Origin of the sequence: Streptomyces sp. 184 (assembly GCF_045781775.1) — a bacterium.
GTDB lineage: Bacteria > Actinomycetota > Actinomycetes > Streptomycetales > Streptomycetaceae > Streptomyces.
Genome location: NZ_CP123230.1, coordinates 1,770,599 through 1,785,789 on the forward strand (window position 1 = coordinate 1,770,599; position 15,191 = coordinate 1,785,789).

A 15,191-nucleotide genomic window follows, 5' to 3' on the forward strand; every position below is an offset into this window, starting at 1 on the left:
CGTCAGTCTCCCTTGCCCCACTGCGGACCCGGCGCGGGCGGCGCGGGCGGCACGCCCTGCGCGGGCGGCGGCGGCGCCGCGGCGCCGGCCGCCAGTGCGGCGGCGTTCGGGTCGGTCAGATCGTGCGCGTGGTACTCGACCGCCTGGGCGGTCATCTGCATGAACGCCTCCTCCAGGGAGGCCTGTTGCGGGCTCAGCTCGTGCAGCGTCACCCGGTGCTGCGCGGCCAGCTCGCCGACCGGCTCGGCCATGTCGGCGCCCTCGACCTCGAACGAGCCGTCCTCGCGCACCGAGACGGCCATGCCGGCGGCGCTCGCGGCGTCCTTGAACTGCTCCGGCTGCGGGGTGCGCACGCGCACGTAGGACCGCGAGTTCTCCCGGATGAAGCCGGCCATCGAGGTGTCGGCGAGCAGCTTGCCCTGGCCGATGACGACGAGGTGGTCGGCGGTGAGCGCCATCTCGCTCATCAGGTGGCTGGAGACGAAGACCGTGCGGCCCTGGGAGGCCAGGCTCTTCATCAGGTTGCGGATCCAGTGGATGCCCTCGGGGTCGAGCCCGTTGACCGGCTCGTCGAACATCAGGATCTCGGGGTCGCCGAGCAGGGCGTAGGCGATGCCCAGGCGCTGGCCCATGCCGAGCGAGAAGCCCTTGGACTTCTTCTTCGCCACCGCCGTCAGACCGACGGTCTCCAGCACCTCGCTCACCCGGGAGTCCGGGATGCGGTTGCTCTGCGCCAGGCACAGCAGGTTGTTGTACGCGCTGCGGCCGCCGTGCATGTTCTTCGCGTCCAGCAGTGCGCCGATGTACTTCAGCGGCTCCTGTAGCTCGCGGTAGTGCTTGCCGTCGATACGCACCGAACCGGACGTGGGATTGTCGAGATCGAGCATCATCCGCATCGTCGTCGACTTGCCGGCGCCGTTCGGACCGAGGAATCCGGTGATCATTCCGGGCCGCACCTGGAAGGTCAGGTGATCCACGGCGAGCTTGTCGCCGTACCGCTTGGTCAGCCCCTCCAGTTCGATCATGCGCTAACCCTAGGCGGGGACGTCATCGAACGCATCTCCTGACGGCAATCGACACAATCGGATTGGCGCCCTCCGCCTTGGGGCGGGGGCGCCGGGCAGGGACCGTGCGGCCGGGCGGGCGTCATCCGCCCGCCCGGCCGCACCGGTCTCAGCGGGACTGCTGGGCGGGCACGCCCGGCTTGTCCTCGACCTCGTCGGCACCCGCCTGGGCGGCGACCTGCGCGCCGGTCAGCGTCGCCAGCATCTCGCGGACGTTGGTGAGCTGGGCGTTGATGCTGTCGCGGCGGTTGGTGAGCGCCGCCAGCTCGCGCTCGGACTCGCTGCGCATCCGCTCGGCCTTGGCGTTCGCGTCCGCCACGATGTCCTCGGACTGGCGCTGCGCGGTCTCCACCGTCTGACGGGCACGGCGCTCGGCGTCGGTACGCAGCTTCTCGGCCTCCAGGCGGAGCTGCTCGGCGCGGTGCTCGATCTCCGCCAGGCGCTTCTCGGCCTTGGCCTGACGGGAGGCGAGGTCGCGCTCGGACTGCTCGCGGCGCTTGGCGAGGTTGGTCTCGAAGTCCGCGGCGGCCTGGGCGGCCTTGGCGCGGGTCTCCTCGAAGAGGGAGTCCGCCTCCTCGCGCTTGGACTGGGCGTCCTTCTGCGCGTCGGCGCGCAGACCCGAAGCGTCGCCCTTCGCCTTCTCGACGATCCGCGCACCCTCGTCCTCGGCCTTCGCCTTGCGCTCGGCGGCGAACGACTCGGCGTCGTTGCGCACCTGCTGCGCGGCCGACTCGGCCAGCTCGCGGTGCTGGTCGGCGGCGCGGCGGGCCTCCTCGCGCAGGTCCTTCGCCTCTTCCTCGGCGAGCCGCAGGATCTTCTCCACCCGGGCACCGAGGCCGGCGTACGACGGCTCGGAGTCGGCGACCTGCGCCTGCGCGTTCTGCGTCTCGAGGTGAAGCTCCTCGATGCGCTTCTCAAGGGAGGTGATGCGGGAGAGGGCACTGTCGCGGTCGGCTACGAGCTTGGTGATCCGTTCGTCCACCTGCTCGCGGTCGTATCCGCGCCTTGCGAACTCGAAACCGAAGGGGTTGGCAGTGTCGCTCATGGGGTTCCTGTCGAAAGAGACCGAGTGAGGTGATAAGGGGAATCCTAGGGGTGCTGACGGCGTGTCACAGCGTCAATCCAGGTTTGATCTGGAGAATGTCCGCTCAATCGAGTGGTCTGCCACCGGGCTGCTTTCCTCCCGACCGGGCCGCGGCAGCGGCGGGTGCCTTCCCCCCGCCGTCCTTCCCCTTGGCGGCCTGGCTGTTCTTGCCGTCCTTGGCGTCCTTGCCGTTGGCGCCGAGGGCACCGGGCCCCTCGAAGGACTCCAGGGCTTCGAGAACGTCCTGCACGCGGGAGATCTCCGCGTTGATGTCCTCGCGTCTGCGGGTGATCAACTCCAGTTCGCGGCGGCCCTCGTCGACCATCCGCTTGGCCTCGGCGCGCGCCTCGGCCTTCGTCCGCTCGGCCGCGTCGAACACCTCGGCCTGCTTCTGCTCGGCCTCCTTGAGCAGCCCTTCCGCCTTCTTCACCGCGGCGATACGGACCTTGCCCGCCTCGCCCTTGGCGTCGGTGAGCATCTGCTCGGCGCGCGCCTCGGCCGAGTTGAGCTGCTCGTGAGCTGCGGCGACGAGCTTGTCGACGCGTTCGCCAGCCGCCTTGGTGGCCTCCGCGGCCTCGCGCCTGGCGCGGTCGTGCAGCGCGTCGGTCTCGGCCTCGGTACGGGTGCGCAACTCCTCGGCCCGCTCGCGGATCGCGGAGGAGTCCCGGCGGGCCTCCTCCAGCATCCGGTCGGCGTCCGCGCGCGCCTTCTCCACCAGACCGCTCGACTCCGCGGTGGCGTCGCGCACCAGCCGATCGGATTCCCTGCGGGCGGCGGCGACCATCACGTCGGCCTGCTCCTCGGCCGCCGCGGTGGCCCGGGTCGCCTCGTCGTGCGCCTTCTCGACCAGCTTGTCGGCCTGCTCCGCGGCCTCCGTACGGCGCCTCGCGGCATCGCTGCGGGACTCGTCCCGGACCCGCTCAGCCTCGGTACGCAGCCTGTCGGCCTCTGCTAGCGCGTCGTTGACGGCCGACTCCGCCAACTCCTTGGCGGCGTCCGTCTCTTCCCTGGTCTCCCGGCGCAGCGTCGCCGCGGCGTGCTCCGCGGCCGAGCGCAGCCCGGTGATCTCCTCCTCCGCCTGCGCCCGCAGATCGCTGACCGAGTCCCGCACCTGCTGGGCGGTCTGCTCCGCCGCGGCCACCAGATCGCGCGCCCGGCGCTCCGACTCCTCGGTGACCCGGGCGGCCTCGGCCTGCGCCTCCTCGACCCGCTTGCGGGCCGAGGCCAGCAGTTCCTCGGCCTGCCGGGTGGCCTGCGTACGCTCGCGCTCCGCCTCGCCGCGGGCGGCGGTCAGCAGTTCCTCGGCCTCGCGGCGCCGGCGCGCGGCCTCCTCCTGCGCGGCGGTCAGCGCCTCCTGCGCCTCGGCGCCCAGCCGCTCCGCGGCGGCGGACGCCTCGGAGCGGGTCCGGTCGGCCGCCTCCTGCGCCTCGCGGCGCAGCCGCTCGGACTCGCCGGTGGCGTCCTCGTGCAGCCGCTGGGCGGCGGCCTCGGCCTCGGTGCGGGTCGTGGCCGACTCCGCGGCGGCCTCCTCGCGCATCCGGGTCGCCTCGGCCTGCGCCTGCTGCTGGAGCGTACGCAGCCGCTCCGCGGCCTCCGCGCGCAGCCGCTCCGTCTCCTCCGCGGCCTCCCGGCGGATCCGCTCCGCCTCGCCGCGGGCCGCGGCCAGCGCCTCGTCGGCGGCGGTGATCCGGCTCTGCGCCTCCTGCTGGAGCCGGTCCAGCTCCGTCTGCACCTCGGCCCGGCGGGCGGTGACGGCCTCCTCGGCCTCCGCACGGGCCTTCCTGGCGGCCTCCGCCGCCGCCCCGGTGATCTTCTCCGCCTGCGCCTCGCCCTCGGCGCGCAGCTCGTCGGCCTCGGTCCTGGCCTTGCCCAGCGCCTCCTCGGCCCGCTCGCGCAGCGTCGCGGCCCGCTCGGCGGCCTCGCCGCGTACCCGCTCGCCCTCGGCCGTCGCGGCCTCGCGCATCTCCTCGGCGTCGGTCCTGGCCTTGGCGAGCAGTTCCTCGGCGGACTTCGCCGCCTCCTCGATCTGCGCGACCGCGTCCCTGCTGGCCTCGCCGCGGATCCGCTCGCCCTCGGCGGTGGCCTCCGCGCGCAACTGCTCGGCCTCGTCCCGCAGCCGGCGCGCCTCGCCCTGGAGCTCGACCGTCTTGGCCCTGAACTCCTCGGTGTCGTCCTTGGCCGCGCCCTTGAGCTGCTCGGCGGCCTCGGCGGCCTCGTCCCGCAGCCGCTCGGCCTCCGCCTCCGCCTCGCGGCGGATCCGGTCGGCCTCCTCGCCGGCGGTCCTGGTGGTGTCCTCGGCCTGCTTGGACGCCTTGTTGAGCACGTCCTCGGCGGTCTTGGCGGCCTTGGCGATGGCGTTCGCGCTGTCCTCGGCGGAGCGCGTACGGGCCGTCTCCTCGGCCTCCGCGATCAGGGCGTCGGCCTGCGTACGGGCGTCGGCCCGCACCTGCTCGGCCTCCGCCTTGATCGTCTCGGCCTCCTTGGTGGCCTCGCCGACCAGCCGGGCGATCTCGTTGCGCGTGGTGCGCATCCGCTGGTCGGCGCCCGCCTCGGTCTCGGCGATCTTCTTGGTCGCCGCCTCCTCGGCCTGCGCCACCAGCCGGTCCGCCTCGGTGCGCGCGGCGCGCAGCGCGGTCTCGGCCTCGGTCAGCTTCTCCTCGGCCCGGCGCTGCGCGTCGGTCGCCTCCCGGCGCGCCTCCTCCGCCTCCCCGGCCGAGGAACTGCGCAACTGCTCGGCGTGGGTGGTGGCCTCCTGGGCCTGGGTGGACGCGGCGTTCAGCAGCCGCTCGGCGTCGGCGCGGGCGCGCCGCAGGATCTCGTCGGCCTCCGCCCGCGCGGCCTCCGCCTCGGTGCCCACCCGCTGCCGGGTCTGCTCGGACTGGCGCTGCGCCTCGGCCCGGGCGGCGGCGACGAGCCGGTCCGCCTCGGTCCTGGTCTCGTCCATGAGCCGGCGCGCCTGCGCCTCGGTACGGGAGCGGAGCTGCTCGGCCCAGGCGACGTTCTCGTTGACGTGGGTCTCGACGGTGGTGCGGCGCTCGGCCAGCTCCTCGTCCAGCCGCTGCCGCCGGGCGATCGCCTCGGCGTGCAGGTCGGCCTCCATCCGGGCCTGGCGCTCGGCGTGCTCCTGGAGCAGCCGCTGCGCCTGGGCGCGGGTCTCGCGCAGCTCGCGCTCGACGTCGGCGCGCAACTGGTCCGCCTGGGCCTGGGCGTTGCGCAGCAACTGCTCGGCCTGGTGCGAGGCGTTGTCGAAGGAGTTGCGGGCGCCGAGTCCGCGGCGCGCCTCGTGCAGCTTGGCGCGCAGCACCTCGACCTGGTAGCCGAGATCCTCGGCGTGCTGGACGGCCTTCTCCCGCTCTTTCTTCAGCCGCTCGATCTCGGCCTCGAACTGCGAGAGCCCGTCCATCACGGCGTCAGGCTCGTAGCGGTCGTAGCCCCGCACTGCGCGGTCCCATCCGTCCCCGGGTTTCTGCGTACTGGAAATGACGATGACGTGTGCTGCGTTCGTGTGCTGGTACCGATGGTGTCAGATGATCGGGCCGCCCAGGACGCGGGCGGCCCCCTGCACTCTACCGGCCATGCGAATCAAAAGGTCAGTGTGCGCCCGCGGCCGATGCGGAAGTGACCAATTCCGTCAGCACGCCGTGGCAGTCCTTGGGGTGCAGGAAGGTGATCCGCGAGCCCATCGAGCCGCGCCGCGGCTCGTCGTAGAGGACGCGTACGCCCTTGTCACGGATGTCGGCGGCGTCGCCGTCGACGTCCGCGGTGCCGAAGGCGATGTGGTGGACGCCCTCGCCGTTCTTCGCCAGCCACTTGCCGACCGCCGAGTCCTCGCGGATGGGTTCGAGCAACTGGAGGTACGAGGCGCCGCCGTCGGACGTCTCGTTGATCTTCAACATGGCCTCGCGGACACCCTGCTCCTCGTTGACCTCGGTGTGGAACACCTCGAAGCCGTAGGTGGCGCGGTAGAACTCGACGGTTGCGTCAAGGTCATGACAGGCGATTCCGATGTGGTCGATGCGCGTCAGCATGCGCACAGTCCACCGCCGACCGAGGGGTTACGCAACGTGCGCACGGTCACACCGAACGAGCCGTGACCCGGGCGCGAGCCGCTCAGTACGCTGAAGTTAACCCTCATTCACTTCTCCCCGAAGGGGACGCGCATGACTGGCAGTGGCACGAGAGGCACCGCGTCTGTGATCGTCGCGGGTGCCCGTACCCCCATGGGGCGCCTCCTCGGCTCCCTCAAGTCGTTCTCCGGTGCGGATCTGGGCGGCTTCGCGATCAAGGCGGCACTGACGCGTGCGGGCGTCAGCGCCGACCAGGTCGAGTACGTGATCATGGGCCAGGTGCTCCAGGCCGGGGCCGGGCAGATCCCCGCACGCCAGGCAGCGGTCCGGGCGGGCATTCCGATGAGCGTGCCGGCGCTGACCGTGAACAAGGTGTGCCTGTCCGGCCTCGACGCCATCGCGCTGGCCGACCAGCTCATCCGCGCCGGCGAGTTCGACATCGTCGTGGCCGGCGGCCAGGAGTCCATGACCAACGCCCCGCACGTCCTGCCGAAGTCCCGCGAGGGCGTGAAGTACGGCGCGCTGGAGATGCTGGACTCCATGGCGCACGACGGCCTCACCGACCCCTTCGAGGGCGTCGCCATGGGCGCGTCCACCGAGAAGTACAACGGCGTTCTCGGCATCGCCCGCGAGCCGCAGGACGCCTTCGCCGCCGCCTCCCACCAGCGGGCCGCCGCCGCGCAGGAGGCCGGCGTCTTCGCCGAGGAGATCACCCCGGTCGAGGTCCCCCGGCGCAAGGGCGACCCGGTCGTCGTCGACACCGACGAGGGCATCCGCCCGGACACCACCGCCGAGGGGCTGGCCCGGCTGCGGCCCGCGTTCTCGCCCGAGGGCACCATCACCGCCGGCACCGCCTCGCAGATCTCCGACGGCGCCGCCGCCGTGGTCGTCATGAGCCGGGCCAAGGCCGAGGAGCTGGGGCTGACCTGGCTCGCCGAGATCGGCGCCCACGGGAACGTGGCCGGCCCCGACAACTCGCTCCAGTCGCAGCCGTCGAACGCCATCCAGCACGCGCTGAAGAAGGAGGGCATCGACGTCGGCGACCTCGACCTCATCGAGATCAACGAGGCGTTCGCCGCCGTCGCCGTGCAGTCGATGAAGGACCTCGGCGTCACCCCCGAAAAGGTGAACGTCAACGGCGGGGCCATCGCGCTGGGTCACCCGATCGGGATGTCCGGCGCCCGGCTCGTCCTGCACCTCGCCCTCGAACTGAAGCGCCGCGGCGGCGGCGTCGGCGCGGCGGCCCTGTGCGGGGGCGGCGGCCAGGGCGACGCGCTGGTCGTGCGCGTACCGAGGGCCTGAGGCCGGGCGGTACGGGCCCGGGGAACCCGGGTCCGGGGCAGGGGCGGGGCCGGGAGCCGGCTCCGCCACCGACGCAAGGAGCGATCACACATGCCAGCCGCAGACGTAGCCGCGCTCGTGGCCGCCGCCCGCGAGGGCAGCCCGCGGGCCGTCGCCCGGCTCATCACCCTGGTCGAGGGCGCGTCGCCGCACCTGCGCGAGGTGATGGCCGCCCTCGCCCCGCTCGCCGGCGGCGCCTACGTCGTCGGGCTCACCGGCGCGCCCGGCGTCGGCAAGTCCACGTCCACCTCCGCCCTGGTCACCGCGTACCGCAAGCGGGGCAAGCGGGTCGGCGTGCTGGCCGTCGACCCGTCCTCCCCGTTCTCCGGCGGGGCGCTGCTCGGCGACCGGGTGCGGATGGGCGAACACGCCTCCGACCCCGGCGTCTACATCCGCTCCATGGCCACCCGCGGCCACCTCGGCGGGCTGGCCTGGTCCGCACCGCAGGCGATCCGCGTCCTGGACGCCGCCGGCTGCGACGTGGTGCTGGTGGAGACCGTCGGCGTCGGGCAGTCGGAGGTGGACATCGCCGGACAGGCCGACACCTGCGTGGTGCTGCTGGCGCCCGGCATGGGCGACGGCATCCAGGCCGCCAAGGCCGGGATCCTGGAGATCGGCGACGTGTACGTGGTCAACAAGGCCGACCGCGACGGCGCGGACGCCACCGCCCGCGAGCTGAACCACATGCTCGGCCTCGGCGAGGCCCGCGCCCCCGGCGACTGGCGCCCGCCCATCGTCAAGACCGTCGCCGCCCGCGACGAGGGCACCGACGAGGTCGTGGAGGCGCTGGAGAAGCACCGGGCGTGGATGGAGGAGCACGGCGTCCTGGCCCGGCGCCGGCTGCGGCGGGCGGCGGGCGAGGTCGAGACGATCGCGGTGACGGCGCTGCGCGAGCGGATGGCCGACCTGCACGGCGACCGGCGGCTCTCGGCCCTCGCGGAGCGCATCACGGCGGGGGAGCTGGACCCGTACGCCGCCGCCGACGAACTGCTGGAGGGCCTGACGGGCGGCTGAAACGGCCCCTCACGGGCGGGCGCGTGACGGGCGCACGGCCACGGCGTACGGAACCGGGGGCCCGGCCCGTACGCCCTCGGCCGCCCGCTACCTGCCGTACCCCCCGGGAACCCCCTGGCCGACCCCGCCCGGCACGCCCTGCTGGTGCGGCACGGCGCCCGTCGCCTGGCCGGCGAGCATCGTCTCCGTCGACTGGAGCAGCACCTGCCCGGCCCCGGTGAACTGGAACTGGTGCTCCTCACCGGACGCGCCGCCGATGCCGGTCATCGCGCGGATGCCGCCGAGGAGGCCCTGCATGTAGCCGTGGTCGTAGTGGTGGCACGGCGAGGGGCAGTCGGCCCAGCCCACCAGCGCCTGCGGGTCGACCCGGATCGGCGGCTCGACGAAGACCACGGCCCCGTTGGAGACGGCGACGAACTTGCCCGTGCCGATCAGCGTCAGGAAGCCCGGCACGATCGACTGCTTCAGTTCGAGCCCCGGCTCGAAGGCCAGCAGGTTCCCGGAGCGGATCGTGAGGTTGCCGTCGTCCAGGTCGAAGGAGTTGACGTCGAACGCCCGGTCCGCGAGGACCATCACGCCGCTGCCCTGCGCCACCACCCAGTCCGCGGCGTGCAGCGGCGAGTGGAAGCTGCCGGCCACCAGGCCGTCGAACGCGCCGTGGCCGATGCCGTCGAAGGAGATCTGCCCGTAGTAGGCGATCATCTTCCCCTTCTGGAGGAACCACTGCCCGTTGAGCGCGACGCTGAAGGCGTACGGGTGGACGTTGTCGTTGCGCGGCAGCGTGTTCATGTCGTGGACGACGGGTCCGGCGGTCATAGCTTCTCCTCCGATGCCTGCACGTAGACCGTGCCGTTGCCCGACAGCTCCAACTGGAACGCCTCGCCCGAGCCGCGGCCCACCATGTCGCGCCAGCCGAGCGCGGTGGAGAGCTTGTTCTGCACCTGGCCGCGGTGTGCGACGTACGCCTGCGGGTCGACGTGCACCGGGCGTTGCGGGGTGATCGGCAGCTCCAGTACGCCCCCGTGGGCCATCACCGCCACCGCGCCGTGGCCGGCCAGCGTGGTGGTGAACAGGCCCTGGCCGGTGACCTGGCCGCGGACCATGCCCATGACGCCGCCCTGCGAGCCCATGAACATCGTGCCCTGCTGGAGCGAGCCGTCGAAGGCCAGCAGCCGGTCGGCCTCCACGTACAGGGTGTCACCGGACATCTCGATCACGTGCACCTCGTGGCCGCCGTGGCCGAACATCACCGTGCCGGAGCCCTCGACGGTCATCAGCGGTGTCGCCTCGTTGGCCACCCGGCGGCCGATCATGGACGTCACGCCGCCCTGGCCGCCCTGGATGTTGGGCGTGAAGCGGACCTGCCCGGTGTAGGCGAGCATCGCCCCCCGTTGGCTGAACATGGTCTGGCCGGGCAGCACCTGCGCCTCGGCGATCTTCGAATTGAGCATGCGGAACGGCATCTAGACCGCGCCCCCCACCGTGTTGCGCTCGCTGGGCTGCACGTAGACCAGCCCGTCGCCCTCGAAGCGGATCTGGAAGCCCTCGCCGCCGCCCTCGCCTATGAGGGTGCGGAACGTGGCGCCGGACTGGAAGTGCTGCTGCAACCGGCCCGTGTGCGCGACGTACGCGCCCGGGTCGACGACCAGCGGCGTGCCCGGCGTGACCCGCAGCACCACCGCGGGCCCGTCCGACATGATCGCGACCTGCCCCGTGCCCTCCACCGTGGTGGTGAAGAGCCCGGTGCCGGTGCTCGCGCCGCGCATCCCCGTGAAGCTCGTCCCCGTCTTCAGGCCGCCGTCGGTCGCCAGCAGGTTGCTGGATTCCACGTACAGCTTGTCGGCCTGGAGGCCGACCAGATTGATCACGCTGGCCCGGTCGGCGAAGAAGCAGGTGCCCTGCCCCTTCACCTCCATCAGCTCCATCGACTCGCCGGTCAGCCGGCGCGTCACCATCCCCCGTATGCCCTCGCCGCCCCCTGTGAGCTTCTTGAACGCCATCTGGCCGTCGTAGGCGACCATGGAGCCGTTCTTCGCCTTCACCGCGTCGCCGGCCATGTCCACGGCCAGCACCTTGCTGCCTTGCAGTCGAAACTGAGCCACGGGGCGACGCTAGCGGCTCGCCCACCCCTCCCGGAAGGCCGGGTATGGGCGGCTGACACAATGGGGTCCAGTTTGCCCGGGGACATCCCCCGGATTCCGGACGATTCCGAAGGCTGCTCCCATGGACCATGTGGACCTCGACACCGCATCCGCCCTCCGCCGGCTCCGCCTGATCTCCGCCCCGGAGGCCGTCTCCTTCCTGCTGCTGCTCGTGTGCTCCGTGCTCAAGCGGACGACGGACTTCGACGCGGTCCCGGTGATGGGCATGATCCACGGGCTGCTCTTCATCGGGTACGTGCTCTTCCTCGCCGACGCCTGGAACCGCGCCCGCTGGCCGGTCAAGCGCGCCGCGCTCTACTTCGTCCTCGCCGTGCTGCCCGGCGGCGGCTTCGTCGCCGAGCGCATGCTGCGCCGCGAGGTGGAGGCCGGGATCATCGCCGCCCGGGCCCGCCGCGAGGGTGTCGTCGGGGCCTGACCGCCGCCCGCTGACCCTCCGGCCGACCCCTTCGTGGGGCGGAACCCCCCGCACGGCCCTCCCCGGTTCGACACGTCACGACTTTCCGCTTTTGGTGGATATGTCGGCGTTGTCGTATCCACGGAGGGATCGTGCGGCCGGAAGGCTATGACTACGAGAAGTTCAGCCGCCTCGCGGGGCCGCTGACGGATCCCGATCCGTCCCGGCCCTACCGGGTGCGCTACACGCGCCTGCTCTCCCGTGAGCCGCACCGCGTCCGGGCGGTCCTGCTCATGGCGCTCGCGCCGCTGCTGTCCTGCGCCCTGCTGCTCTACCTCGTCTGGCCCTCGCACTGGACCGAGCGCACCGGCGCCCCGCCCTGGCTGCTCACCGCGGACGCGGTGATGCTCATATCGATCGGGCTGATCGAGTCGTTCCGGCTGGTCAACGTCGTCTCGATCGCGCACGCCACGATGGTCGCCCGGGACCCGGTCCCGGTCACCGCCGAGCCCGGCACCCGGGTCGCGTTCCTCACCACGTACGTGCCCGGCAAGGAACCCATCGCCATGGTGCGCGCCACGCTCACCGGCGCGGTCGCGCTGCGGCACGACGGGCCGCTGGACGTCTGGCTGCTGGACGAGGGCGACGACCCCGAGGCCCGGGCGCTCTGCGCGGAGCTGGGCGTACGCCACTTCAGCCGCAAGGGCGTGCCGCACTGGAACACCGAGGAGGGCCCCCACCGGGCCCGGACGAAGCACGGCAACTACAACGCCTGGCTGGAGGCGTACGGCGACGGCTACGACTTCTTCGCCTCGGTCGACACCGACCACGTGCCGCTGCCCAACTACCTGGAGCGGATGCTCGGCTACTTCCGCGACCCCGACGTCGCCTTCGTCGTCGGCCCGCAGGTGTACGGCAACTACGACACCGCCGTCACCAAGTTCGCGGAGAGCCAGCAGTACCTCTTCCACGCGCTGATCCAGCGCGCCGGGAACGCCTACGGCTCGGCGATGTTCGTCGGCACCAACAACGCCGTACGCATCACCGCGCTCAAGCAGATCGGCGGCCTGTACGACTCGATCACCGAGGACATGGCCACCGGCTTCGAGCTGCACCGCACCCGCAACCCGGCCTCCGGCCGCCACTGGTCGTCGGTCTACACCCCGGACGTGCTGGCCGTCGGCGAGGGGCCCAACTCCTGGACCGACTTCTTCACCCAGCAGATGCGCTGGTCGCGCGGCACGTACGAGACGATCATCGGCCAGTACGGGCGCGGCAAGGAGCGCTTCCCCCTCCGCCGGCTCCTCAACTACTCGCTGATGCTCGTCTACTACCCGATGACCGCGGTCAACTGGCTGCTCGGCGCGCTGAGCTGCGTCCTCTTCCTCTGGCTCGGCTCCTCCGGCACCCAGGTACCGGCCTCGATCTGGCTGATGCTCTACAGCGACGCCGCCGCCCTCCAGGTCGGTCTCTACCTGTGGAACCGGCGGCACAACGTCTCGCCGCACGAGCCCGAGGGCTCCGGCGGGCTGGCCGGGATGCTGATGTCGGCGATGTCGGCGCCGATCTACTTCACGTCCTTCAGGGCGGCGGTGCTGCGCCGGCCGTGCCGGTTCGTGGTGACGCCCAAGGGCGGCGACGCGAGCCCCGACCGGCTGGCGACGTTCCGTATCCACTTCTTCTGGGCGGGGCTGCTCGCGGTCTCGTTCCTGGCGTCGGTCGTGCTGGGCCACACCCACGTCGCGATGCGCACCTGGACGGTGCTCGGGGTGTGCCTCGCGCTCGCGCCGGCCGCGATCTGGGTCTGGTCGGCGTGGCAGGTGCGCCGCACCAACCGGCGTGAGGACGTACGGCGCCGGGCGGCCGTGGCCGCCGCCGCTGCCGTGCGCGGCCGGGCGAGGAGGGGGCTGAGGACCAGGCTGTGGAAGCCCGCCAGGGCGGCCGAGGACGCGAGCGCCGGCCGGCCCGCGACGGCGGCGGCCCCGGCCACCGCCGCGCCGGCGACCACGGCGACCACCACTGCGACGACGAGCGGGAGCTGATCCATGGGGTACCGGCCCGGCAAACGGCTGAAGAAGACGGCGATAGGCACCGGCGTGGTCCTGCTGCTTGCGGGGCTCAACGCGCCCGCGGCCATCGGCTTCGCCGAGGAGCAGTACCACGAGTACCGGATATCCCGGCCCGGCTACCGGGCGCAGTACGGGTCCTGGCAGGTGCAGGACGCCCCGGACTCGTACAAGCTCAACGCCATCCACGCCACGCTGCTGCACACCGGCAAGGTGCTGCTCATCGCCGGCTCCGGCAACGACGAGAAGCAGTTCGACGCCGGCACGTTCCGCACCGTCCTGTGGGACCCGGAGAAGAACAGCTACCAGGAGATCCCCACCCCCGCCGACCTGTTCTGCGCCGGGCACACCCAACTGGCCGACGGCCGGCTGCTGGTCGCCGGCGGCACCGCCCGCTACGAGCTGCTCGACGGCGACGTCGAGCGCGCCGGCGGCCGGATGCTGGTGAAGAACGAGAACCCCGACAAGCGGGTCCGGCTCAAGGAGGGCACCGGCTTCATAGCCCCCTCCGGCCTCGTCTACCGCACCACCGCCGCGGTCACGGTCCCGGCCGCGAAGAAGAAGGCCCCCAAGCGCGGCAAGGCGACCGTCACCGCCGCCGAGGCCAACGTCTTCGTCGAGGCGGAGGAGGAGGGCCGCGGCTACGTCCAGGACCGGCAGGCGCAGTACGCCGTCGAGGGCCTGACGGGCAAGGACGCGGACAACGTCTACGGCCTGGCGCAGAAGCTCAGCATGGACAAGCAGGACTTCCAGGGGATCAAGGACACCTTCGAGTTCGACCCGGTCAAGGAGCGCTACGTCCGCGTCGACCCGATGGACAAGGCGCGCTGGTACCCGACGCTCGTGACGCTGCCCGACGGCAAGGTCCTGTCGGTCTCCGGCCTCGACGAGTCGGGCGAGATCCTCTACGGCGACAACGAGATCTACGACCCGGAGACGAAGAAGTGGTCCAAGGCGCCGAACCGCTACTTCCCGACGTACCCGGCGCTCTTCCTGACCGAGGGCGGCAAGCTCTTCTACTCCGGCGCCAACGCCGGCTACGGCCCGGCCGACCGCGGCCGCAAGCCCGGGATCTGGGACCTGGAGGACAACTCCTTCACCACCGTGCCCGGCATGACCGACCCCGACCAACTGGAGACCGCCGGCTCGCTGCTGCTGCCGCCCGCCCAGGACCAGAAGGTCATGGTGCTCGGCGGCGGCGGGGTCGGGGAGTCGGCTAAGTCCACGCCGCGCACCTCGATCATCGACCTGACCAAGGACGATCCCGCGTACGAGGACGGGCCCGCGCTGCCGCAGGGCACCCGCTACCTCAACAGCGTGATCATGCCGGACGACTCGGTCTTCACCAGCGGCGGCTCGGCCGACTACCGCGGGCGCGGCGACAGCGACATCAAGAAGGCCCAGTTCTACGACCCGGGCACCAACTCCTTCACCCCCGCCGCCGATCCCGAGGTGGGCCGCAACTACCACTCCGAGGCCGTGCTGCTGCCCGACGGCCGGGTGGCCACCTTCGGCTCCGACTCCCTCTTCGGCGACAAGGCCAACACCCAGCCCGGCAGCTTCGAGCAGCGCATCGAGATCTTCACGCCGCCGTACCTCCACCGGGGCGACGACGCGAAGCGGCCGGCGATCGGCGCGGGGCCCAAGCGGCCGGGGCGCGGCGAGGAGGCGACGTACGAGGTCGCGGGGGCCGAGCGGGTGGAGAAGGCGCGGCTGATCCGGCCGGGTTCCGTCACCCACGTCACGGACGTCGAGCAGCGCTCGATCCAGTTGGACGTGCGCAGGGGCGACGGGGAGGTGACGGTGACGGTCCCGGAGGACCCGACGCTGGTGCCGCCGGGCTGGTACATGCTCTTCGTCGCCGACGGCGAGGGCGTGCCGTCCGAGGCGAAGTGGGTGCACGTGCCGTGACGAGCCCGTCGGCGGGGCCGCCGCCCCTCGGTCCCGCCGGCGTCCGGCGGACCGGCTCCCGCGGGGGCGGGAGCCGGTTCGTACGCGG

At 72.3% G+C, this 15,191-nt stretch carries 12 protein-coding genes; 5 read left to right on the forward strand and 7 right to left on the reverse strand.

Annotated features, from left to right (window positions below; translation table 11 throughout):
• Positions 1–2 precede the first annotated feature (2 nt).
• The 4 genes from QBL21_RS07750 to mce form a co-directional block, all read right to left on the reverse strand.
• A complete protein-coding gene (locus QBL21_RS07750) occupies positions 3–1,025 on the reverse strand; it encodes an ABC transporter ATP-binding protein (protein ID WP_407561254.1) in 1,023 nt (340 codons plus the stop codon).
• A gap of 148 nt (positions 1,026–1,173) precedes the next feature.
• A complete protein-coding gene (locus QBL21_RS07755) occupies positions 1,174–2,109 on the reverse strand; it encodes a cellulose-binding protein (protein WP_407561255.1) in 936 nt (311 codons plus the stop codon).
• Between the two features lie 103 nt (positions 2,110–2,212).
• Complete coding sequence (gene scy, locus QBL21_RS07760; RefSeq protein WP_407561256.1) at positions 2,213–5,587, reverse strand: polarized growth protein Scy; 3,375 nt, start codon at positions 5,585–5,587, stop codon at positions 2,213–2,215.
• Between the two features lie 151 nt (positions 5,588–5,738).
• Positions 5,739–6,176: a methylmalonyl-CoA epimerase gene (mce, locus tag QBL21_RS07765; protein ID WP_407561257.1), complete on the reverse strand. Its 438-nt coding sequence runs from the start codon at positions 6,174–6,176 to the stop codon at positions 5,739–5,741.
• Positions 6,177–6,308: 132 nt separating this feature from the next.
• On the opposite strand from mce, the gene QBL21_RS07770 reads away from it, so the two are divergent.
• The gene (locus QBL21_RS07770) at positions 6,309–7,517 is read left to right on the forward strand and encodes an acetyl-CoA C-acetyltransferase (RefSeq protein ID WP_407561258.1); all 1,209 of its coding nucleotides are present in this window, start codon (positions 6,309–6,311) and stop codon (positions 7,515–7,517) included.
• Between the two features lie 90 nt (positions 7,518–7,607).
• Positions 7,608–8,570, forward strand: coding sequence for a methylmalonyl Co-A mutase-associated GTPase MeaB (gene meaB / locus QBL21_RS07775; RefSeq protein WP_407561259.1), 963 nt, complete (start codon positions 7,608–7,610; stop codon positions 8,568–8,570).
• An 87-nt stretch (positions 8,571–8,657) separates the two neighbouring features.
• On the opposite strand, the gene QBL21_RS07780 is transcribed toward meaB, so the two are convergent.
• From QBL21_RS07780 to QBL21_RS07790, 3 genes are read right to left on the reverse strand one after another with little or no spacing between them, the layout of a single operon-like run.
• Complete coding sequence (locus tag QBL21_RS07780) at positions 8,658–9,386, reverse strand: AIM24 family protein (RefSeq protein ID WP_407561260.1); 729 nt, start codon at positions 9,384–9,386, stop codon at positions 8,658–8,660.
• Positions 9,383–10,033: an AIM24 family protein gene (locus QBL21_RS07785; protein WP_407561261.1), complete on the reverse strand. Its 651-nt coding sequence runs from the start codon at positions 10,031–10,033 to the stop codon at positions 9,383–9,385. The genes QBL21_RS07780 and QBL21_RS07785 overlap by 4 nt, the downstream gene beginning before the upstream one ends.
• Positions 10,034–10,672, reverse strand: coding sequence for an AIM24 family protein (locus QBL21_RS07790; protein WP_407561262.1), 639 nt, complete (start codon positions 10,670–10,672; stop codon positions 10,034–10,036).
• A 130-nt stretch (positions 10,673–10,802) separates the two neighbouring features.
• Between QBL21_RS07790 and QBL21_RS07795 the strand changes: the two genes are divergently transcribed.
• The 3 genes from QBL21_RS07795 (at position 10,803) to QBL21_RS07805 (ending at position 15,103) form a co-directional block, all read left to right on the forward strand.
• Positions 10,803–11,147: a DUF3817 domain-containing protein gene (locus tag QBL21_RS07795; protein ID WP_407566342.1), complete on the forward strand. Its 345-nt coding sequence runs from the start codon at positions 10,803–10,805 to the stop codon at positions 11,145–11,147.
• 131 nt (positions 11,148–11,278) lie between these two features.
• The gene (locus QBL21_RS07800) at positions 11,279–13,168 is read left to right on the forward strand and encodes a glycosyltransferase family 2 protein (protein WP_407561263.1); all 1,890 of its coding nucleotides are present in this window, start codon (positions 11,279–11,281) and stop codon (positions 13,166–13,168) included.
• 3 nt (positions 13,169–13,171) lie between these two features.
• On the forward strand, positions 13,172–15,103 hold the full coding sequence (locus QBL21_RS07805) for a galactose oxidase-like domain-containing protein (protein WP_407561264.1): 1,932 nt from the start codon (positions 13,172–13,174) through the stop codon (positions 15,101–15,103).
• Positions 15,104–15,191 lie beyond the last annotated feature (88 nt).

Coding starts and splice junctions, on each gene's coding strand:
- QBL21_RS07750 (WP_407561254.1), bottom strand. CDS start 1,025: ATGATCGAACTGGAGGGGCTGACCAAGCGGTACGGCGACAAGCTCGCC.
- QBL21_RS07755 (WP_407561255.1), bottom strand. CDS start 2,109: ATGAGCGACACTGCCAACCCCTTCGGTTTCGAGTTCGCAAGGCGCGGA.
- mce (WP_407561257.1), bottom strand. CDS start 6,176: ATGCTGACGCGCATCGACCACATCGGAATCGCCTGTCATGACCTTGAC.
- QBL21_RS07770 (WP_407561258.1), top strand. CDS start 6,309: ATGACTGGCAGTGGCACGAGAGGCACCGCGTCTGTGATCGTCGCGGGT.
- meaB (WP_407561259.1), top strand. CDS start 7,608: ATGCCAGCCGCAGACGTAGCCGCGCTCGTGGCCGCCGCCCGCGAGGGC.
- QBL21_RS07780 (WP_407561260.1), bottom strand. CDS start 9,386: ATGACCGCCGGACCCGTCGTCCACGACATGAACACGCTGCCGCGCAAC.
- QBL21_RS07785 (WP_407561261.1), bottom strand. CDS start 10,033: ATGCCGTTCCGCATGCTCAATTCGAAGATCGCCGAGGCGCAGGTGCTG.
- QBL21_RS07805 (WP_407561264.1), top strand. CDS start 13,172: ATGGGGTACCGGCCCGGCAAACGGCTGAAGAAGACGGCGATAGGCACC.